Genomic DNA, 19,635 nt, shown 5'->3' with positions numbered 1-19,635 from the left:
ATATGACCTCTCTCATGTGAATGGTTTTGTTTAGTCCAATAACTCTACTTTGTCCAAGTCAATATCGAGTAAATTTCGTTTAAACCATTTCTGAGAAATTTCATCATACGTACCATCCTCAATCATTTCTGCTAGTGCTTCGTCAATTGCTTCTCTTAATGCATCATTTTCTGGTTTTAAAGCAATAGAAGGCTGTTCAACCCACAGCGCTTGACCTACTTCTTTAATTTCAAAACCATTGTCTATTGCTTCAAATCCAACGATATCTGCCGTAATAACAGCATCTAATCTACCTGGAATAGTTAAATCTTTAAGTGCAACTACATCACTGCTATAAAACTGTATATCATCTGAAAGTGTTTGTGCTGGTTTTTCATAAGTTGTTTGTGATACTACACCAATCTTTTTGCCTTTTACATCTTCTTCTGTTTTTATATCTTCATTATCTTTTGAAACGAAAATCATACCACCTGAATAATAATAAGGTTTAGTAAAATTGGCTTGTTTCGCTCGCTCTTTTGTGTAAGCCATAGATCCAATAATAGCATCATACTTATTGCCAAGTAGTCCTTGCATTATTGTTTCAAAAGGGTTTGTTACAGGGTTAGGTTCCAATCCTAATTTTTCAGCAATCGCATTTCCAATTTCAATATCAAATCCTGTTAATTCACCATTCTCTTCAAAATTGAATGGTTTATATAGTCCACTTGCTGCAAATGTAAAGCTTCCTTTTTTTACAAGTTCATAGCCCACATCATCTGTATCATTTGAATTTTCAGTATCCGATGCCTCGTCTTTTCCACAAGCTGCTAGTAATAAGACAGTTGCTACTACTAATAAAAATGCTAAATTAATTCTTCTCATTTTTTAAATCTCCCCTTTTTTTGTTAGTAAACTTGTTTCTAACTCTTTAAGGTCTTACCTATTTTAGCTTCCCTAATATTCTGCTATTAAACTGCATTTAAATTAAATAGGTTAAAAGGCTACATGAGGTAAAGATATGGTCATGAAAATAGTTTATTAATTTAGTATCACAAAAAGTAATTACAATGCTCCTGCAGAACCCCCATCAATATTTACAGACGTGCCTGTCACGTAAGACGCGGCATCTGACACTAAGAAGGTAATTACTTTTGCTGCTTCATCCGTATTCCCAATACGACCAAGAGGTACGTTGTGATCTGCCTTTCGAGCATATTGTTCCCATGTTAGATCAGGATCGCTTTCGCGCCACATATTTTCAACCTGGTCACTTCGAATTAAACCAATCCCAACCGTATTCACACGAATATTGTCTGGCCCTAGGTCTTTACTCATCGCTTTAGTAAGTGCCATACCCGCTGCACGGCTCACTGTCGTCGGTAATGAAGAAGCGGGTGGTGTTTTCGCTATAGATGCTGTTACATTAACAATCGCGCCTCCGCCTACTTCACGCATATGCGGAATCGCAAACTTAGAACAATGAATAGCGCCGAACAGTTTTAAATCAAGATCTTGTTGCCAAAGTGCAGTCTCTACTTTTTCAAAATGTTTTGCAGCCGCAGTACCCGCATTATTAACAACGATGTCCAATCTTCCGTATTTATGAATGACCGCTGAAATAGCTTCTTCACATTCCTTTTCTTTTGAAACATCGGTTTGGATCGCCAACACATCAGCGCCTGTCTCTTGCTTAATGTATATCGCCGCCGAAGCCAAATTTTCAACATTTCTCGCACATATTGCAACATGCGCCCCTTCTTGAACTAACTGAACGGCTGTTGCTAATCCAATCCCTTTACTCCCACCAGTGATAAAAGCTACTTTTCCTGTTAACCCTAAATCCATTTAATTTCCCCCTCCTCAAACTATTCAGTCCTAAACTCTGCTAATTAATTCCAATTACGTGTTAACTTATTCTAACACAACAAAAAGTCAGTATCACAAAAGTGATTACTGACTTTTTAGATATATCCATATTAATGTCCGCCAAGATAGGCGTTTTTAATTTCTTCACTAGCAAGTAGCTTTTCTGGTGTTCCAGAAAGAATAACTCTTCCCGTTTCAATTACATACGCACGATTTGCGATAGACAATGCCATATTTGCATTTTGTTCAACAAGAAGAACTGTTGTACCTTCAGCGTTAATATCCTTAATCACTTTGAAGATTGTCTTTACCATCAGTGGAGCCAATCCCATCGATGGCTCGTCAAGTAACAGTAATTTTGGTCTTGCCATAATAGCTCTTCCCATTGCCAACATTTGCTGTTCTCCACCTGATAACGTTCCAGCAGATTGTTTCCGGCGTTCTAAAAGACGTGGAAATATTTCGTAAACTTTTTGAAAGTCCTTTTGAATTTCGGCTTTATCATTTCTTAAGAAAGCGCCTAATTCAATATTCTCTTCTACACTCATGTCAGCAAAAACACGTCTTCCTTCAGGCACATGGGATATACCTGCTTTTACAATTGCCTGCGCTGGCGTACCTGCTATTGATTCATCCATATACTCTATCGTACCTTCTTTTGGTTTAATTAAACCAGATAACGTTTTTAGTAAAGTACTTTTACCAGCACCATTGGCACCAATTAAGGTGACAATTTCACCTTTATTGACATCTAATGAAACGCCTTTTAGTGCATGAATACTACCATAATAAACGTTCAGATTTTCAATTTTCAGCATGCTCATCAGGAACTTCCTCCCCTAAATAGGCCTCTATTACTTTTGGATTATTACGGATTTCTTCAGGTAATCCTTCTGCCAGAAGTACACCATGATCCAATACATAAATGCGTTCACAGATTCCCATAACTAAGTTCATATCATGCTCTATTAACAAAATCGTTAAATTGAACTCTTTACGAATGAAAGCAATTAATTCCATAAGATCTTTCGTTTCTTGCGGATTCATCCCAGCAGCAGGTTCATCTAATAGCAGTAACTCGGGACCAGCGGCTAATGCTCTCGCAATTTCTAATCTTCTTTGTTTACCATATGGTAAGTTCTTTGCAGCTTCGTCTTTATACTTGGTCAATTGAAAGATTTCAAGGAACTCCAATGCTTTCTTTTCCATTTCTTTTTCACCAGTAAAATGAGATGGTAGGCGTAACACAGAACTAGCAATAGAATGTTTTGCTAATGAATGATAAGCCACTTTTACATTATCCAAAACGGATAGTTCATTGAATAAACGAATGTTTTGGAATGTCCGACTTATGCCGCCGCGTGTAATCTTAAAAGGTGCCATACCGTTTATGCGTTTACCATTAAATATGATATCGCCTTCTGTCGGCTTATAAACACCCGTTAACATATTAAAGCTTGTCGTCTTACCAGCACCATTTGGTCCGATTAAACCGACTAGTTCTCCTTGCTTTAGATCCATATTGAAATTCGAAACGGCTTTTAATCCACCGAACTGTATACCAACATTTTTTACCTGAAGCAGCGATTTATTGGTCATGTTGGTTGCCTCCTTTCGAACCTCTCCATAATTTAAAGTAATCTGTAATTTCCATCGTACCCATTAAACCTTTTGGACGATAAAGCATAACAATAATCAAGACAAGACTATAAATAATCATACGTGTTTCCGGATAGCCTTGTAGGAATGTAGAAACTAGCGTTAAAAGAATCGTTGCAACAATTGCACCCGATAAGCTTCCTAGTCCACCTAAAACGACGTAAATTAAAATATCAATAGACTTTAAAAAACCGAAGTTAGAAGGCTGAATAATGTAGAAGTTATGCGCATACAATGCCCCTGCAATACCTGCAAAGAATGACCCTATCGCAAATGCCATTACTTTATAATAGGTCGTATTTATGCCCATTGCATCAGAAGCAATTTCATTTTCACGAATTGAAATACAAGCACGACCATGTCTAGAATTTGTAAAGTTTACAATGACAAGTATTGTTACAAAAAGACATACAAATGCATAGGTCCAATTTGTTAAATGGGTCACTTGCATTCCTGCAGCCCCACCAACGTAATCAATATTCAAAAATACAATACGAATAATCTCAGCAAAACCGAGTGTAGCGATTGCCAAATAATCGCCTCTTAAACGTAAACTTGGTATACCGACAATTAAACCTGCAAACGTTGCTACAAGACCCGCTAACAAAATAGCGACTGGAAATGGTAGATGTAATTTCATCGTTACAATTGCGGATATATATGCACCGACGGCTAAAAATCCCGCGTGTCCAAGTGAAAATTGTCCCGTAATTCCAATAACTAAATGTAGGCTGACAGCCAGCATAATATTAATAGCCATAAAGACTAGTGTATTAGAATAGAAGTTGTTGAGGATTCCAACATTTATTAGGACCTGAATGATTGCATATACTGCGATGGAAACAATAATAAATGACCAAAATTGTTTCGACTTTTTCATGACTTTATCTCACCTACACTTTCTCTCGTTTATTTTTACCAAAGATTCCAGAGGGTTTGAAGATGAGGATTAAGATTAAAATAACGAAAGCAGCTGCATCTCTCCACAAAGAACCACCAAGTGCACTAACAACTGTTTCAACTACCCCTAATAAAAGTCCGCCAACCATGGCACCAGGAATAATACCAATCCCACCAAGAACGGCTGCAACAAATGCTTTCAAACCTGGAAGAACGCCCATTAACGGATCAATTTTAGTATAATAAATCCCGAAAATTACGCCTGCTGCACCGGCTAAAGACGATCCAATCGCGAATGTAGCAGAAATTGTATTATCTACGTTAATCCCCATGAGTTTAGCAGCATCACTGTCATAAGAAACAGCACGCATTGCTTTCCCGATTTTTGTTTTATGTACAACAAATTGAAGTATGATCATAAGACCAACAGACACAGATAGAATCAAGATTGATTGACTACTAATTTGAGCACCAAATAAATTATATGATTTATTTACGAATACATCTGGATAAGCAGCTGGTTGAGCGCCCCGTAAATAAATTACACCATTTTGAATAAGTAGAGATACCCCTATCGCTGTAATTAGAGCTGCAATTCTTGTTGCAGTACGCAATCTCTTATAAGCAACACGTTCAATGACAACACCAATAATTGCACAAACTGACATTGATAATAATAAAGCAGGAAACAGACCTAGTCCCCAACCAGTAATCGAATAAAAACCAATAAACGAACCAATCATGAAAACTTCTCCGTGTGCAAAGTTAATTAATTTTATAATGCCATAAACCATCGTATATCCTAGTGCAATCAATGCGTAAATACTTCCGAGTGAAATACCGTTTATAAGTTGTTGTAGCCAATCCATGATTTTTTCACTCCTATCATAATAAAATCATTTTTAAAAAAGAAGAAATGGGAGGATATTCCCCCCATTCTCACTTGTGAAATTAAGGATTAACCTTCGTGTTAAATACTTGCTTACCATCTTTATATTCTAGAATTGTTGCAGATTTAATTGGGTGATGATTTTCATCAACTGAATACAAACCAGTTACTAATTCAAGATCTTTTGTTGCAGCTAATGCATCTTTAATTTTCACTGAATCTGGACCGCCTGCACGCTTAATTGCGTCAGCTAGTAAATAAACTGTATCGTATCCAAGTGCGTTAAATGAGTCTGGCATTTTACCATACTTTTCATTAAACTTTTCATTAAAGTCTTGAATGATACCTTCTGGATCTTCAGAAGAATAGTGATTCGTTGTAAATGTGTTATTTAGTGCTTCTGCTCCTGCTAAGTCAATTAAAGTTGGTGAGTCCCAACCGTCAGCGCCCATAAGTGGAACATCAATGCCCATCTCACGTGCTTGTTTCACGATTAGACCAACTTCTTCATAGTAACCTGGGATAAATATGAATTCAGGATTTGCAGATTTAATACGTGTTAACGTTGAACGGAAGTCAGTGTCTTTACCAATATAAGATTCGTCAGCAACAATTTTACCACCTGCTGCTTCAAAATCCTTTTTAAATGAAGCTGCTAAACCTTTTGAATAATCACTTGCGTTATCAGAGTAAATCGCAACTTCTTTAACTTTTAAGTCATTTGCCGCAAAGTTTGCTGCAACAGTTCCTTGGAATGGGTCAATAAAGGAAGTACGGAATACAAACTCATTAACGCTTCCATCTTCATTAACTGTTACTGTTGGACTAGTTCCAGATGGACTAATAAGTGGTGTTTCATTATCATTAGCAATTTGCGCTTGTGCAACTGTAGCACCACTTGTTGCTGCACCAATAATAGCAGTAACCTTGTCTTGAGTTGTCAATTTAATAGCTGCGTTAGTAGCCTCTGCAGGGTCTGACTTGTTATCTACTTTTATAATTTCAATTTTCTTACCATCAATTCCACCTGCTTCATTGATTTCATCAACTGCAAGTTCAATTCCATCAGCCTCAGAAGTACCATAAGAAGCAACTGCTCCAGACAATTCTAAGTTAACACCGATTTTAATTGTCTCGCTATCGCTAGCTCCACCCGTAGTTCCTTTGTCTTCCTTGTCCGCTTTATCAGCACCACATCCTGCTAATAAACCGACAGCTAGTGTTGTTGCAGCTAAAACGCCTGCAATTTTTTTCAATTTCATTTGTAAGCCCCCTTTTTTATTGATATTTCCGACAATTCAAATCAATTAAATACATTAAATAATCAATTTAAACTTTAGGCAATATCACTTTGTTTCTTACTACATACCTATTGTAAGGCAAACTTTGAATTCAGTCTATAGGAAATGTATAACTTTCGATGTGCTTCTATAAAATTATTTTCATATACTCACTAGTAGCCCTAGTTTTAAGTAAAATACTAGTCCAATAACTTTGAATAAAACCATTGCTATCAAGTTGTTTGCAATTGAAAAATATATTACAATAAGAATACAATGAAATATAGTTAAAATATGAACAGGAAAACATTGTAAGTAGATTATTATTCTTTATTCGTCACAGTATGAATAAAAAGGGATTTAGTATAAAATAAATGAGTTGGTACGTACGACCTTGTACAAATTTCATGCCAACTATCGTGAAGGGAATTAGAATGAAAAAATTATTAGCAGCATTACTTGCATTCACACTTGTATTCTCACCAATTGGCAGCTATATTCTAAATGATGATACAACTGCTGAAGCAAAACGGTATAACTCAGGTAAGAAGAGTTTTAATACTAACCAAAATAAGACAACAACTACAAATATCCAAAAGAAAAAAGAGGATACTACTACTGCAAACAAATCAACATCAACAACTTCTAAAAAAGGCGGCTTTACTGCAGGTGGTCTTATGAAGGGATTATTTATCGGAGGAATTGCTGGATTGTTATTTGGCAGCCTATTCGCAAATATGGGTATGCTGGGCTCAATTCTTGGATTTGCGATTAACATGTTGGTTATCTTATTCGTTATCAGGATAGGGTTTGCCATATTCAAAAAGTTCAAAGAGAAAAAAGAAAATGAGGCAGTAAGCACATGGCGCGGATAATTATTCCTGAACAAGATATTATCAATGCGATTTGCGTTTATCATTCGCGAAAGAAGTATGTAGAACCAAATGAAGTGCAAGTAGAACTCATGTATGATGATCTTGAAGGATTTACTGCGGAAGCTTTTGTTAATGGACAACAACAAGTGTTCATGACATCTGATATAGTTGCAGCAATACGCTTATGGCTTGAAGAGTATTTAAATGAAGATCCAATGGCTGCTAGCATCGAACTTATTTTAGATGATGCTGAAGGTATTATTGCAGCTATTTCTTAAAATAACTGATTGAAAAATGATTAATCAAAAAAACGCTACGCCCATTACAAGTAACCCGTTCAGTTCACTGGTACAAAAACGCAATTAAACAACCAAAAAGACACCTAATTCGCATATGAATTAGGTGTCTTTGTTTTCCCTATGTATCAACCTTTGTGGTTGAAAAGCAACAGCTTTAGATTGCTTATTAGCAGACCAATCAACAGACATACAATAACTATTGTAGCCCCGCTAATACAGACGTTAAAACCCCTGATAATTTGTTGGTTAAAATTGTGTTGATTTTTACACAAATAAAAAAGGGACCTAATTAGGCCCTTCAAATTTCTTATGCCACAAACGCACCCGAGCGGTCTATATAACACGTTGATTTCCGTTCCAGACGGACGCGTTCTGGAGGGCGGGCGGTGGACCAACCCGTCCGCTTCGCTTCCGTTGGTTGTTTCGCCTGTCCCGCTGATCCTCCCAGAGTCGCCGTCTTACACTCCAATCAACTAAGTGTCTACAAAAAAAATCTTGTGCCACAATCGCACCCGATTGTGGCACTATACTTTTTCATTATTTCACTTGATTTTTCCTCTTCCAATTGAATCAATGATTACTCCAAATATACCTCCACTAATTAGCCCGAAAATAATAGTTGAAACCCAGTTCTCGAATGTAAAGTAACCAACTAATGTCATACTAACAATCGTTAAAAGAATGACATAATACTTGTCTACAAAGTTTCCTTTTTTGATTTTCTTATCCATAGACGAAACCATTTTTTCATCTCCCCTCAATAGTTGATCTAAAGAGATATTTAATTCGTCTGAAAGTTTCACTAAAAGTTGAATATCAGGATAATTTCTTCCTACTTCCCAATTTGAAATTGCTGCCCTTGTTACATTTAATCGCTTTGCAAGTTCTTCTTGAGTAATATTCAATTCTGTTCTTCTTTTTTTAATTTCATGACTGATTTCCACTAAATATCTCCTTCTAAATTCAGCTAATCATTCTTACTCTTTTTTCACAAGATAGGTATTCTTTCATCTTCAAAAAAAGAGCGATAGAACCCGTGTCATCCTTGTACCTGGAACATTTATAATCTCTTCCCCGAAAGTTTATTTAAGCTGAATTTATGTTCTACAAGTATCTACGGCTTGCCCATTCTTCAATAATTTTTACATATCCAATAATAATTAAATTGGCCCGTTTATGGCATATCGGTTATTACGTATTAGCTGATTTTGTATAATATCTATAGCATTCATATTTCTGGAAAGCATATTTATTATCCGAAAGGTATGAAGTTGTAAAGGTATTCTTACACACTGGTATAGTCAATGTCACTAGTGGTACATTTATTGGCTGTAATCAGAAGTTAAACAGTATATTACAAATTAAGTTTATATAAAATTTAAAAATCGATTTTTAATGGTTTCACTTTAAGAGGGGATCTGCGCTTAATTTAAGCATTATTTTGCACGACCAAATTTAAAAACCAACTCACAATTTGGATAATTGCTTTTATTATTTAGAAATAGTTTACTTTGAAATGCAATTTACCGATTAAATTGACAAATTAGAATGTGTGAAGAGAAGTCAAATACCAATTTACTTAACTTCTATTTCGCTAAGGAGTATATAGTTCTTAACCTTTTACTTTTAATATACGAAGTGCATTTAAAATAACAATCAGCGCAGCGCCAGTGTCACTTAATACAGCAACCCATAGTGTTAACCAGCCAGGGATAATTAATAGTAGCGCTACAACCTTTATTATTAACGAAAACCAAATATTTTGTTTGATAATGGACAATGCTTTTCGACTTAGCTTAATTGTATGTGGCAGTTTCTCTAAGTTGTCAGCCATTAAAACGATATCTGCGGTCTCCATTGCAGTATCTGTACCAGCCCCACCCATCGCTATCCCGATGTTTGCAGTAGCTAGTGCAGGGGCATCGTTTATTCCATCACCAACCATGGCTACTCGATAGCCTTCTTCTTGCAATTTTTTTATCGCATCTACTTTTTCTTCTGGTAATAATTCAGAGAAGTAGCGATTCACGCCGGCTTCTAAAGCAATTGCTTTGGCAGTCCCTTCGTTATCACCTGTCAGCATGACAACTTGTTCAACGCCTATTCTTTCTAGGTTTGCAATCGCTACTTTAGTTGCTTTTCGAATTGTATCGGATACACAAATTATCCCTAAAATATTTTCGTCTGTCCCTATAATGATAATGGTTTTTCCTTCGTCTTGCAGTCTTAGGATTTCTTCAAGATGGTTATCAATAGGAGCGTTGACCTCTTCAAACATTTTTTTGTTTCCTGCAAAGTAATGCACATTCCCGATTGTTGCTTGGATCCCTTTTCCTGCACGGTTCTTAAACTCTGAACCACTCTTTGCTTGAATGCCTTTTCCTTTCGCGTAATCCACAATTGTTTTAGCGATGGGATGTGTCGAGTATTCCTCTAACGTTCGAGCGATTGATAACATGGTTTCTTCTGAATCATTATAGACTACTACGTCAGTAACTTTTGGCTTTCCTTCAGTGAGTGTTCCGGTTTTGTCAAAGGCGATGGCATTAATAGTTCCCGCATTCTCTAAGAATGTTCCACCTTTAATAAGAACGCCATTTTTGGCAGCATTTCCAAGAGCTGAAACAATGGCAACTGGGGTCGATATAACGAGTGCGCAAGGACATGCAATTACTAACAGCGTTAGCCCTTTATATATCCACTCATCCCACGTACCAAATCCAAATAATGGTGGAACGAGCATCACTAAAAGAGCAAGCACGAATACAACAGGTGTATAAATACGTGCGAATTTATCAATAAACGCTTCTGTAGGCGCCTTTTGTTCTTGAGCTTCTTCAACTAAATGAATGATTTTAGAAATCGTTGTATCCTCTATTAGTTTCGTTACTCTAATGCTCAGTGATCCGTGCTCATTTAAAGAACCTGCATACACGAAACTACCTTTTTCTTTGTCGACAGGGATGGATTCCCCTGTTATAGCGGCTTGATTGACACTGGATTCGCCTTCTATGACATCTCCGTCTAATGGGATTCTATCCCCTGGCTTCACTATAATCACGTCATTAATTGCTATCTTTTCAACAGGCTTTTTGATTAATTCGTCGCCAACCTTAACCCAAGCTTTTGAAGGGGTTAATTCCATAAGGCCACGAATCGATTTGCGTGTTTTTTCGATAGCACGATTCTGTAAATTAAGTCCTAATGCAAAAAGCCAAACAACGGTAGCCCCTTCAAGCCATTCGCCAAGAAAAGCAGCCCCGATTGCAGCAGCAGACATGAGGACATTCATATCTAATGAACGACTTCTAATTGCATAATAAGCACTCTTCACAGGCTTATAGCCACTAATTGTCATTGCGACCGCGTACATTGCTATCGTTAAATAAGGAGAAATTCCCGTGTAAGAGCCGATAAAACCTAGCGCAATTAATATACCTGAAAAAATGACGACCCCATTCTGATTAGTAGAACGTGTGGAGGAAGGCGACTGCTTATTGTTAGTGATGAGCGACGCTTTAAATCCAGCTTTAGCTACTTCGTTAATAATGTCTTCTGGGCTGTTTTCGTGTTCAATTTTCATTTTGCCCGTTGAAAAATTAACCTGAACGTGTTTGACAGTAGGAAGATTATTCAAGTGGTTTTCAATTGTTAAGGCACAAGATCCACAATCCATGCCTTCAATAAAGTAATTCTTCAAGTTGTTATTAACTTTAATAGGTTCAACTTCAAAGCCAAGTTTCTTCATTTGTTTTTGGATAGATTCAAATACGAGTTCTTCAGTCGAACTAACCTGCATTTTTCCGGTACTATAGTTTACGTGCACTGCATTGATACTTTGTTGAGTGCTTAAACTTTTTTCAATGGTCACCGCACAAGCTGGACAATCCATTCCATAAACTCGAAATTCCTCTTTCAATCCTTCATTGAGATTTACATTAATCGGATTTAGAATTTCTTTTGTATTAGCGCAACAATCGTCTGAAACAATCGAGGCCTTTTCTAGTTCTTTACTGTTGCAGCAAGTCGTTACTTTACTATCTTCTTTCATAATCATTGAATCTTTTTTGCAAAATTCATCTTCGACTCGTGTTTCTATAGTGTTACTGCTGCAACAATTTGTTTGTCCCCCTACTTTTTCGGGTTCTGTTTTGGTCGAACAGCATCTGTCGTCCATTTTTCGCACCTCTTTAACTTATATGATTTTCACAACAAGCAACATTATCTTGAATTTGACTAAGTACATTATCAAATGTGTCTAACAACTCTTTTATTTGCTGATTTCTTAATCCATAGTAGACGTATTTCCCCTCTGGTCTTCCCTCAATGATTCCACATCCTCTTAGACAGGCTAAGTGCTGCGAAATATTTGACTGATTCCCGTCTAAACTATCAACAATTTGTGATACAGTTTTTTCTTCATATTTGATGCATTCTAATATTTGAACCCTTGTTTTATCTCCGAATGCACGTAAAAATTTCACTTTAAGATCTAAATCTACTTGAATCATTCTATCTCCCCTTATACATTAGACAAGACTAATATGTTTTGTTATTATCATATTAGCAACAACTAATATGTGTGTCAATTTTATGTCCATATCTACAATTGTTGTGACAGAATGTTATTATTATTGCCTGTGAAAGGAAATGAAGAAATGAAGAAGATTATTGGCACTACACTGATTTTGATTTTTACCCTTGCAACTCCAGTCTCTGCACATACTGGTTTAACTAGCTCCTTACCAACCGATGCAGAAATCATATTTGAAGACATTCATGAAGTTGTTTTGGAATTTAATTCAAAAGTCGAATCAACAAGTACTGTAAAAGTCTTTAACAACATTGGAGAGGAAAACATCGTCAATACTATCCAAGTCAATGACAATAAGTTGACGGGTGCCTTCATATCCCCATTGGATAATGGTACATATACTGTGGAGTGGAAGATCATTGGTGCAGATGGACACCCGATAGAAGGGGGTTATTCATTTGAGGTTAGTAGAGATGAAGTGGATGGTACACACACACCAACGCATGAACATACAAAAACACAGACTCATCATTCCACCGTTGGGAATCGACATGAAGTAGAGAATCCGATTGCATCTGGAAAAACCGAAGAAACACCTGTTACATCAGTTGAAAGTTCATCAAAAATAGCGTCGAATGATGTACTCGTTCTCATCCTTGTTGTTTTATTTACAATTACAGGTGGATTTTTTGGCTGGATGTTAGGAAGAAGGAAAAAGTAAATGGTCTGGATTTATCTTTCTGAAAGTTTATTGTATCTTTGTTTTTCACTTTTAATGGGCGCATTTATCATTCAATTTGTTCCTGATCGCCTGAAACCGGAAATACATATTTCGAAACGACTGATTCAACTAGCGGTGTTAGGCATTGTGTTCTTTTCGGCTGCACCTGTCATTCGAATCGCCCTATTTCTTTATGAAGACATCGGCATGTTTTTGACGTTGCAAAATATTTTGACCGGGTTTGAAGTTGGCAAGGCATGGAATTTCACTGTCATACTCTCGATTTTCTTTTATTTATTCATTTCATTGTTACCGGTATTGAAAAGCAAAGCACTGTCTGGTATTTCACTTGCTTTCACGTTCATGCTTCTGTTGGCATTAGGATGGGCAAGTCACGCAGCTTCACTAACCGAATGGAGTGGATTTGTTTTTCACTCATTACATTTTCTAGCCGTTACAGTATGGATGGGTATACTTCTTATCGTCGGCTGGTGTTCGAAAAACAAAGAGAATTGGCTTTCTTATTTAAAATGGTTTACACCTTTGGCAATTGGCTGTTTTCTCACGATCATGGGAACAGGATTATTTCTTATGACATTGGTCATCGATGTAAACGAGTATGGGGACGCTTGGATGTTATCATATGGACAAGCCTTATTAGTCAAGCATTTGACCATCATCCCTATTTTGTTTTTTGCTTTTATTAATGGATTTTGGATTAGGCGTAAATTGCAGGGGCAAGAGCAAGTCAATCCAATACCCTGGTTGAAGTTCGAAAGCATATTACTTTTCTTTACTTTTGTTTCGACAGCGGTCTTGGGCCAACAGGAACCACCTCACAGTATCGAGATGACTCTTGGTGGTAGCGGTCCTTCGGCAGTCTTCGACTATTTTTATACAGGAATCATTGATCCTTCAATGCATGTGCATTTAGGATTAAATACAATTAGTACAATGTATTTCATAGTGGCGATCATCTTCATGTGGCTTATCTTCTATAGCTTCCAAAAAAAAGCGCCAGCTGTTGTTTCATTTTTCATGGGGATGTTCTGTACCCTTTCGCTATATTTAGGATTAATTGCAAGCATTCAATAATTCAGTAGCAAATAATAGAGAAGAGGTATTTAATGAGACAGAATAAGAATTTAAATATGAAATTTATAGTTTTAGTAACACTGGTAGTAGTAATTATTTTGGCCGCAGTCGCTGTATTCAGCAATAAAGAAGAATCATTGCCCACAGAAACAAAGCAAATTGATGTCACTGGGCAGCCGTCATTTGGAAAGAAAGATGCTCCGATAACGGTAGTAGAATTTGGTGATTTTAAATGCCCATCATGTAAAACATGGGGTGAAAAGATTTATCCAAAGCTAGTTAATGATTATATCGAAACAGGTCAAGTTAAATTTTCATTTGTGAACGTATTATTCCACGGTAAAGAATCGACTTTAGGGTCGATTGCAGCTGAATCCGTTTATGAGCGAAACTCCGATGCGTATTGGGCATTCCATCAGGCACTATTTGATGCACAACCAGTAGAAAATCATGATGGATTATGGATAACACCCGAAAAGATTCTTGAAATTGCAAGTGCATTTCCTGAGATTGACCAAGCACTGTTAAAAGAAGACATGGAACAGCAAGCGACTATGGAAAGTGTTAAAATCGATGAAGATTTAGTAAGAGAATCCGGTGTTTCAATGACTCCGTCTATTGTGATTAATGGGAAAATGTTGGAGAATCCCTTTGATTATGAAGCTATCAAGGCAGTAATAGAACAAGAGTTGAAGGATAAAAACTAATGGGATATAAAATGAAATCTGCACCGCAAGGGCTTTTCTTATACGGTGCTTGGGTTGTTTCATTAGTCGCTACGTTTGGGAGCTTATACTTCAGTGAAATTAAAGGGTATATTCCATGTGAGCTATGTTGGTATCAGCGGATTTTCATGTACCCACTAACTTTGATATTAGGGATTGGAACTTTCCTAAATGACAGTTCTGTTAAGAAGTTCGTGCTTCCGTTAGCGCTTATTGGAGGAAGTATATCGCTCATGCATTATTTAGAGCAGAAGATACCGGGATTTGGTGGAATCAAGCCGTGCGTGAGTGGTGTACCTTGCAGTTCTCAATATATAAACTGGTTCGGGTTTATAACGATACCATTTTTAGCGTTAGTGGCATTTGTAATTATTGCTTTCTGTATGTTTTTAATCAAACCAAAGAAATCAATTGAGTAAAGAACATTTCTAAAGGAGCCATAGAAGCCACTGTTGTCGCGACTATGTTTATTACTTTCAGAGTTAATTTTCACCTATTCTAGATGCTATTTTGCACCAGATGTATTTCGCAAGTGAAAAGTGAGCCATTTCGCAATTCAATTTTGAGCCACGTTAATTAGCACCAGATTTCATCCATTCTTCCGTTTCTTTCATTCTAAAAGAGGGCCCATTCATATTTAAAACATGAGATTTATGAGTTAAGCGATCTGTTAATGCAGCGGTTAATACTGGATCATGAAAAACCTCTTGCCATTTTAAAAAAGATAAATTGCTTGTTATAATTGTTGATTTTCTTCCTGCTCGTAAGGAAAGATGCGAGAATAATAATTCTGCTCCTTCTTTATCAAAAGAAATATATCCTAACTCATCAAGGATAACCAAATCATATTTTTCAAATTTCATCTCAAAAGATCGAAGCGTTCGTTCTGAACGATGTTCTTTTAGTTGGTTCACTAGTGAAGGCACTGTCGCAAAAAACACTCTGTATCCCGCGAGACATGCTTCCATTCCAAGTCCTATGGCAATGTGAGTTTTTCCGGTGCCTGGAGATCCTGTTAAAATTAAATTTTGTCCTTCTTTGATAAAATCTAATGATTTTAAATGAGGCAACTTTTGCTTTGCTTGATCAGGTAAAGCATCGTGAACAATTTCTTCTAGTAACCTTCTTTGAGGAAAATTAGCTGCACGGATTCGATTTTGTTTTGCACGTAAGAAACGATCTTTTTGTTCCTGTACAAGCACTTGATATAACACATCATATGCTAAAGTAGGATTCTCAAACGATGTTTCATCTTTAGCCATACTCCTAATACTAGGGAGACGAAGCTCCCTACACATCTCAATTACTTTCTCTTTTTTATCCACAATAAACGCCTTCTTTCTCTGTTTGCTCAAACATATTTGCATATGCTCGCATATTGTTTTCTGATTGGTTTGTCGTTTCATCACGATTTAAATCATCAATATTCGCCGTTGGCGATTGCTCACAGATGAAAAGGATTCGTTCAGTACTTACATAGCCTAATCTAATATTATTTAGTTTATTAACTGCACTTAAAACTTCTTCTAGTCTGTTATTTTCCTTTATGTAAAGAAGTAACTCTATGAATTCTTTCTCTTTTCCGATATAATGGTCATTGTATAAGTTTTTTATTTGCGTTGGTGCCTGCCTCAAACATTCACTTTGAGCTATGGCACCTTTTTTCTTTTCAAATGTTTTTAGAAAGTGATTAATATTCATAATCCACTGATGTAAACCCCAGCTACGTAAATGCTCAGTTGCTAATTCTCCGTCTATAAATAATTTAATTCTCTTTGCTCCTACTTTAGCCTTTATATGCTTACCTACGTGACCTTCTGGAACAGAATAACGATTTTGGTTGATTGTTACAGTACTATATTTATCAACCCGGCACTCTATGAAGTCTGTGGCATCGAAAGGTGCGATTGCAGGACTTGATACAGCTTTTTCATTCTCCATCAATTTCTTATGACTAATTTTATGTTCATGATGTTTTCGGTTATTTAGCTTCTCCAGAACAACTGACAGGTATTCTTCAGCTTCTTTCAAACTAGTAAAAGTAAATTGTGAAGAAAATGTCTTCCTTCGAATAAATTCAACACTTCGTTCTACGTGACCTTTTTCATTTCCTCTTCTAGCTTGACATAACCTAATTTTAAAATTGTAGTAGTTTGATAAATTCACCATACTATCTGTTATAACTTTTTCATTTCCAACAAATGATTTAACGACTGTTCTCATGTTGTCATAAGTAAATACCGTCGGTATGAAGCCTACATGATCAATAAAGTTTGTATGAACATCTAGAACGCAGACACGTGTTTCAGATTCATAAAGCATAGCGAATCGATAATTACTGTGGGCTAAAGTAAATACTGCTAGGGAATAACTTTTAATCTTACCGTCTATTTGTAGCTTTACCTCTCCCCAGTCAAATTCTACTTCGTACCCTGGTTTAGAATGTCTTCGGATATATACTTCCTTTGATTTTTCATTCTCTTCATTCACAAAGTTTCGTACAGTAGTGTAGCTAATAGCGAAATCCGCATCTTCGAGCTTTTCATGCATATCAACTATTTTCATTTGTTGCTTTGTCATGTAATGATTTCTTTTCCATTTGTTCTCTTTTATATAACCTCGTAATATATTTTTGATTTCCTCCGTTAAAACTGGTTTTCTACCTTTTCTTTTTTTGTAAGTCGGAGGCTTCATGATGTCTTCAGTAATCGGAAGATTACGAGTATCTATATGTTTGCTTTGTTCGAAAAGCTTAATATATTTATCAACTGTATTTCTGGATTTCTTCAATTCTTTTGCTATTTTTCTCTTACTTAAACCTTCCAAATACAATTTAATAATTTTCTGTTTATCATTCAATGTAATCACTCCTGATAATTCCCCCTAATATAGATCTAGGGTTATTTTCTATCAAAAGTGGCTCAGTTTTCAAGTGCTATGGTGGCTCACTTTTAAGTTACCATATACACCAGAAATAAATAATAAAGCCTAATTCCCCTTTTAAACGCTAGGGAAATTAGGCTTTTGATGTTCAACAATCGCCCCCGATACTTGAAGAAGATTAAGTGAAATCTTAAAAAAACAGTTTATATAAAACATATCCAACTATTAAAACAACAATTAATATCAGTGTATCCTTAATACCCATACCAGTTAAATTGCCACCAATCCCTCTATTTAATCCATCGTTTAGAGAACCAGTGGGATTATTTTTTAATTCACTTTGTCTTAATCGTTCTCTTTTTTCTTCAGGCGTTTCATGGTGATTATTCAAACTAATCCCCCCCCCTGCAAATAGCTTCTATTGTAAAGATTCTATAATTTATAGTTAATACCTTCTTGCACTAAATGGCCCGATTAAGGCACTAACCTTCTACTGTTAATGCCCCCCGAATGTGGCACAACAACACCTCAAAAATTGATACTTAATACAAACTAGTTTGACTGTACCTTCCTATTCATCCAATATGCAACACAGGTTGACATAACAACAATTCTCGGCTGTTGATTCTGACAGGCAACCCCTTGTGCAATTTATGGGAAAAACTATCGAACTTGTACAATAGATAACTTTACTAACGAATGCTTTAATTTTCTTAAACTAGTTGAAAAAGTTTTTCCATCGGAAACTTTGAAAGTCAAATATCTCGGTGTGTATTCCTTCAAATTTCGACAAATTTATGACTTATTATATTTTCAACATAATACGACATTCTTTTTAAACAGTATCTTGTACGATGTACTCATTGCTTCTGAATCTACTAGATATATACCGCATAATTTGAAGCTGAATATATTATATGGAGGAAGATCTGTGAAAAGGCTATTTGATGAAAAAAAGTTATTGTTTCAGATTGGAATTAAAAGAAAAGTCATGTATAGAAGAGCAAAAGTTTTTGGGTATACGCATCCTCTTGTTGTCTCGTACAGTCAAGAATTGGATGTACTGCTAAATAGATATCTAGAAAACTACTCCACCGAAGATTCAAGTCTATCCTATTCGAATAAATGAAATTATGGAAAGTATTTTTATTTAAATCAAAGACCAATCCCACTATCAGAAGTACTGATCCTCTGAATACGGAAACTGCACAAAAGAAAGAGGATCAGATTTCCCCCACCTTCACAATGTGGCCCATTACTAAAAAAGGGTGCAAATCCTTGTTAAAGAATTGCACCCGATAGTTAAACTTCTTATAAATGAATTACAAACTCTATACCCGTTGGCTTCTCCTTAAAATGGTCACTATATTCTTTGACAACTAACTCCAGTCCTGAAAAATCGTCAGGTAATGGTGGAGAAACAATATAGCTGTATTTGAAATAGCCTGTGGATCCGCTTCCACCATCTTGCCGACAATCATACTGTGCTCCTAAAGATAATTCAAAATCACCCTGCTCATGCATGTGCGGTGAATCATTTATACCATCCCAATCGACATTAAGATTTATAACGCTCGCATTCTCATACTGCCGTATAAAGGTGATCGAATATAAACGCTCATCTATTTCAACAGATTTTAAAACAGGGATATGCTTTCTAAATCCAGTCGGTTCAACACGAGGTCTAAAAAGTTCTTCCATTCTTAGCGTCCCGAAAAAGGAACTTAAATAATCTTCATATAGATCGTACTTTGTAGCCCACTTAGAGATAGCGTCTTCAGATGGAAACCCGGGATTATCGTTTGAGAGATCCTTACGTTGTTTTAATAAAGCACAAATTTGTTCGTCTATAGGGTAAAGTTGTTCATCATAATGGCTCGTTGGACGTTCAAACGGCGTTTGCTTCATTTTATCCCCTCCTCAATTT

The 19,635-nt window shown here is 36.3% G+C and carries 21 protein-coding genes; 7 read left to right on the top strand and 14 right to left on the bottom strand.

Annotated elements, in window-relative coordinates:
- Positions 1-30 precede the first annotated feature (30 nt).
- From AC3RV6_RS09350 to AC3RV6_RS09320, 7 genes are all read right to left on the bottom strand, one after another.
- Positions 31-864, bottom strand: a complete 834-nt coding sequence (locus tag AC3RV6_RS09350; protein WP_489745772.1) for a transporter substrate-binding domain-containing protein — start codon at positions 862-864, stop codon at positions 31-33.
- 180 nt (positions 865-1,044) lie between these two features.
- Positions 1,045-1,827, bottom strand: coding sequence for an SDR family NAD(P)-dependent oxidoreductase (locus tag AC3RV6_RS09345; protein WP_489745771.1), 783 nt, complete (start codon positions 1,825-1,827; stop codon positions 1,045-1,047).
- A gap of 131 nt (positions 1,828-1,958) precedes the next feature.
- Complete coding sequence (locus AC3RV6_RS09340) at positions 1,959-2,666, bottom strand: ABC transporter ATP-binding protein (protein WP_489749227.1); 708 nt, start codon at positions 2,664-2,666, stop codon at positions 1,959-1,961.
- A complete protein-coding gene (locus AC3RV6_RS09335) occupies positions 2,653-3,447 on the bottom strand; it encodes an ABC transporter ATP-binding protein (protein ID WP_489745770.1) in 795 nt (264 codons plus the stop codon). The genes AC3RV6_RS09340 and AC3RV6_RS09335 overlap by 14 nt, the downstream gene beginning before the upstream one ends.
- Positions 3,437-4,387: a branched-chain amino acid ABC transporter permease gene (locus AC3RV6_RS09330; protein ID WP_489745769.1), complete on the bottom strand. Its 951-nt coding sequence runs from the start codon at positions 4,385-4,387 to the stop codon at positions 3,437-3,439. Before AC3RV6_RS09330 ends, AC3RV6_RS09335 begins: the two co-directional genes overlap by 11 nt.
- A gap of 13 nt (positions 4,388-4,400) precedes the next feature.
- Positions 4,401-5,276, bottom strand: coding sequence for a branched-chain amino acid ABC transporter permease (locus tag AC3RV6_RS09325; protein WP_489745768.1), 876 nt, complete (start codon positions 5,274-5,276; stop codon positions 4,401-4,403).
- 82 nt (positions 5,277-5,358) lie between these two features.
- Positions 5,359-6,558, bottom strand: a complete 1,200-nt coding sequence (locus AC3RV6_RS09320; RefSeq protein ID WP_489745767.1) for an ABC transporter substrate-binding protein — start codon at positions 6,556-6,558, stop codon at positions 5,359-5,361.
- Between the two features lie 452 nt (positions 6,559-7,010).
- Here AC3RV6_RS09320 and AC3RV6_RS09315 point away from each other — a divergent pair, with 452 nt between their 5' ends.
- The gene (locus AC3RV6_RS09315; RefSeq protein ID WP_489745766.1) at positions 7,011-7,451 is read left to right on the top strand and encodes a hypothetical protein; all 441 of its coding nucleotides are present in this window, start codon (positions 7,011-7,013) and stop codon (positions 7,449-7,451) included.
- Positions 7,439-7,729 carry a YxcD family protein gene (locus AC3RV6_RS09310; protein WP_489745765.1) on the top strand — a complete coding sequence of 97 codons (291 nt, stop codon included), beginning with the start codon at positions 7,439-7,441 and terminating at the stop codon, positions 7,727-7,729. Before AC3RV6_RS09315 ends, AC3RV6_RS09310 begins: the two co-directional genes overlap by 13 nt.
- A gap of 563 nt (positions 7,730-8,292) precedes the next feature.
- On the opposite strand, the gene AC3RV6_RS09305 is transcribed toward AC3RV6_RS09310, so the two are convergent.
- The 3 genes from AC3RV6_RS09305 to AC3RV6_RS09295 all read right to left on the bottom strand — a co-directional run bounded on the left by AC3RV6_RS09305 (position 8,293) and on the right by AC3RV6_RS09295 (position 12,261).
- Positions 8,293-8,694, bottom strand: a complete 402-nt coding sequence (locus AC3RV6_RS09305; protein ID WP_489745764.1) for a helix-turn-helix domain-containing protein — start codon at positions 8,692-8,694, stop codon at positions 8,293-8,295.
- Positions 8,695-9,362: 668 nt separating this feature from the next.
- Positions 9,363-11,927 carry a heavy metal translocating P-type ATPase gene (locus AC3RV6_RS09300; protein ID WP_489745763.1) on the bottom strand — a complete coding sequence of 855 codons (2,565 nt, stop codon included), beginning with the start codon at positions 11,925-11,927 and terminating at the stop codon, positions 9,363-9,365.
- Between the two features lie 13 nt (positions 11,928-11,940).
- Positions 11,941-12,261, bottom strand: a complete 321-nt coding sequence (locus AC3RV6_RS09295; RefSeq protein WP_432351910.1) for an ArsR/SmtB family transcription factor — start codon at positions 12,259-12,261, stop codon at positions 11,941-11,943.
- A gap of 147 nt (positions 12,262-12,408) precedes the next feature.
- Between AC3RV6_RS09295 and AC3RV6_RS09290 the strand changes: the two genes are divergently transcribed.
- From AC3RV6_RS09290 to AC3RV6_RS09275, 4 genes are read left to right on the top strand one after another with little or no spacing between them, the layout of a single operon-like run.
- Positions 12,409-13,005, top strand: a complete 597-nt coding sequence (locus AC3RV6_RS09290; protein WP_489745762.1) for a copper resistance CopC family protein — start codon at positions 12,409-12,411, stop codon at positions 13,003-13,005.
- Complete coding sequence (locus tag AC3RV6_RS09285; RefSeq protein WP_489745761.1) at positions 13,006-14,100, top strand: copper resistance D family protein; 1,095 nt, start codon at positions 13,006-13,008, stop codon at positions 14,098-14,100.
- A gap of 32 nt (positions 14,101-14,132) precedes the next feature.
- On the top strand, positions 14,133-14,807 hold the full coding sequence (locus AC3RV6_RS09280) for a DsbA family protein (protein WP_489745760.1): 675 nt from the start codon (positions 14,133-14,135) through the stop codon (positions 14,805-14,807).
- The gene (locus tag AC3RV6_RS09275) at positions 14,807-15,244 is read left to right on the top strand and encodes a disulfide oxidoreductase (RefSeq protein ID WP_489745759.1); all 438 of its coding nucleotides are present in this window, start codon (positions 14,807-14,809) and stop codon (positions 15,242-15,244) included. The genes AC3RV6_RS09280 and AC3RV6_RS09275 overlap by 1 nt, the downstream gene beginning before the upstream one ends.
- Before the next feature lie 153 nt (positions 15,245-15,397).
- Here AC3RV6_RS09275 and istB read toward each other — a convergent pair whose 3' ends face one another.
- The 3 genes from istB to AC3RV6_RS09260 form a co-directional block, all read right to left on the bottom strand.
- On the bottom strand, positions 15,398-16,150 hold the full coding sequence (gene istB, locus AC3RV6_RS09270; RefSeq protein WP_489745758.1) for an IS21-like element helper ATPase IstB: 753 nt from the start codon (positions 16,148-16,150) through the stop codon (positions 15,398-15,400).
- Positions 16,143-17,684, bottom strand: a complete 1,542-nt coding sequence (gene istA, locus AC3RV6_RS09265) for an IS21 family transposase (protein ID WP_489745757.1) — start codon at positions 17,682-17,684, stop codon at positions 16,143-16,145. Before istA ends, istB begins: the two co-directional genes overlap by 8 nt.
- A gap of 214 nt (positions 17,685-17,898) precedes the next feature.
- Positions 17,899-18,099: a DUF6366 family protein gene (locus AC3RV6_RS09260; protein ID WP_489745756.1), complete on the bottom strand. Its 201-nt coding sequence runs from the start codon at positions 18,097-18,099 to the stop codon at positions 17,899-17,901.
- Between the two features lie 540 nt (positions 18,100-18,639).
- On the opposite strand from AC3RV6_RS09260, the gene AC3RV6_RS09255 reads away from it, so the two are divergent.
- Entirely contained in the window at positions 18,640-18,837 is a 198-nt protein-coding gene (locus AC3RV6_RS09255) for a Spo0E family sporulation regulatory protein-aspartic acid phosphatase (protein WP_489745755.1), read from the top strand.
- A gap of 182 nt (positions 18,838-19,019) precedes the next feature.
- Here AC3RV6_RS09255 and AC3RV6_RS09250 read toward each other — a convergent pair whose 3' ends face one another.
- Positions 19,020-19,616 (bottom strand): hypothetical protein, encoded by a 597-nt coding sequence (locus tag AC3RV6_RS09250; RefSeq protein WP_489745754.1) that lies wholly within the window; start codon positions 19,614-19,616, stop codon positions 19,020-19,022.
- Positions 19,617-19,635: the final 19 nt, after the last annotated feature.

The organism is Sporosarcina sp. So3-204 (assembly GCF_058068165.1).
The sequence above is the reverse complement of the archived record's forward strand: the minus strand, read 5'-3'. Positions and strand labels throughout refer to the sequence as shown.

Coding starts and splice junctions, on each gene's coding strand:
- AC3RV6_RS09350 (WP_489745772.1), bottom strand. CDS start 864: ATGAGAAGAATTAATTTAGCATTTTTATTAGTAGTAGCAACTGTCTTA.
- AC3RV6_RS09340 (WP_489749227.1), bottom strand. CDS start 2,666: ATGCTGAAAATTGAAAATCTGAACGTTTATTATGGTAGTATTCATGCA.
- AC3RV6_RS09335 (WP_489745770.1), bottom strand. CDS start 3,447: ATGACCAATAAATCGCTGCTTCAGGTAAAAAATGTTGGTATACAGTTC.
- AC3RV6_RS09250 (WP_489745754.1), bottom strand. CDS start 19,616: ATGAAGCAAACGCCGTTTGAACGTCCAACGAGCCATTATGATGAACAA.
- AC3RV6_RS09345 (WP_489745771.1), bottom strand. CDS start 1,827: ATGGATTTAGGGTTAACAGGAAAAGTAGCTTTTATCACTGGTGGGAGT.
- AC3RV6_RS09300 (WP_489745763.1), bottom strand. CDS start 11,927: ATGGACGACAGATGCTGTTCGACCAAAACAGAACCCGAAAAAGTAGGG.
- AC3RV6_RS09325 (WP_489745768.1), bottom strand. CDS start 5,276: ATGGATTGGCTACAACAACTTATAAACGGTATTTCACTCGGAAGTATT.
- AC3RV6_RS09295 (WP_432351910.1), bottom strand. CDS start 12,261: ATGATTCAAGTAGATTTAGATCTTAAAGTGAAATTTTTACGTGCATTC.
- AC3RV6_RS09310 (WP_489745765.1), top strand. CDS start 7,439: ATGGCGCGGATAATTATTCCTGAACAAGATATTATCAATGCGATTTGC.
- AC3RV6_RS09315 (WP_489745766.1), top strand. CDS start 7,011: ATGAAAAAATTATTAGCAGCATTACTTGCATTCACACTTGTATTCTCA.
- AC3RV6_RS09290 (WP_489745762.1), top strand. CDS start 12,409: ATGAAGAAGATTATTGGCACTACACTGATTTTGATTTTTACCCTTGCA.
- AC3RV6_RS09275 (WP_489745759.1), top strand. CDS start 14,807: ATGGGATATAAAATGAAATCTGCACCGCAAGGGCTTTTCTTATACGGT.
- AC3RV6_RS09320 (WP_489745767.1), bottom strand. CDS start 6,558: ATGAAATTGAAAAAAATTGCAGGCGTTTTAGCTGCAACAACACTAGCT.
- AC3RV6_RS09330 (WP_489745769.1), bottom strand. CDS start 4,387: ATGAAAAAGTCGAAACAATTTTGGTCATTTATTATTGTTTCCATCGCA.
- AC3RV6_RS09285 (WP_489745761.1), top strand. CDS start 13,006: ATGGTCTGGATTTATCTTTCTGAAAGTTTATTGTATCTTTGTTTTTCA.
- AC3RV6_RS09280 (WP_489745760.1), top strand. CDS start 14,133: ATGAGACAGAATAAGAATTTAAATATGAAATTTATAGTTTTAGTAACA.